The following is a 507-nucleotide window of genomic DNA, read 5'->3' as shown; positions in this document are numbered from 1 at the left end:
GTCATCAACTTGACCGTCTCCGAGCGCGACACAGTGCCCGCTGCGGCAACGGCAAGCGCGCCGGCCGCCATCATCTTGTCATCGGGGCCCTCGATCAGACAGACGACGTCGTATTTCCCGAAGGCAAAGAACAGATGGTGGAGCTTCCCACCAAGCGCCTCGACGAGGGAGGCTGCGGCCGCGGCGCGGTCCGTGGGATTTGCAACCATTGCTTTGACGGCGTCGGCTGTGTAGGCAATTTGATACAGGTAAAAGGACATGTTTCTTCCTCGCTCTGACGCAGACGAGTGGGCCAGTCTTCTGCCCCGGATCCCATTGTCTGGGTCCCACCCGTCCGAAGTGCCGCCGGGAAGCGGCGTGCAGCCGAGGCGTGGCCTGCCCCGCGTAAATAGCACGACGAGGTGCGGTGTGTCTCGAGCTTCATCAGCGCGGACGAAGACGCGCCGGCGGCGGTGACGACTTGTCGGTGGAGTCCTTCACGCCCTTCGCGAGCCAAAGACGCATAAT

At 62.9% G+C, this 507-nt stretch carries 1 protein-coding gene; it reads right to left on the bottom strand.

Annotated elements, in window-relative coordinates; genetic code table 11:
- On the bottom strand, window positions 1–260 hold a 260-nt coding region (locus tag EEB11_RS19320), incomplete at its 3' end, for a GYD domain-containing protein (protein WP_135434215.1).
- Window positions 261–507 lie beyond the last annotated feature (247 nt).

The sequence above is a fragment of the Pseudotabrizicola sediminis genome, assembly GCF_004745575.1.
In the GTDB taxonomy this organism is placed as follows: Bacteria; Pseudomonadota; Alphaproteobacteria; order Rhodobacterales; family Rhodobacteraceae; genus Pseudotabrizicola; species Pseudotabrizicola sediminis.
This window is presented reverse-complemented; position numbering and strand designations above follow the sequence as displayed.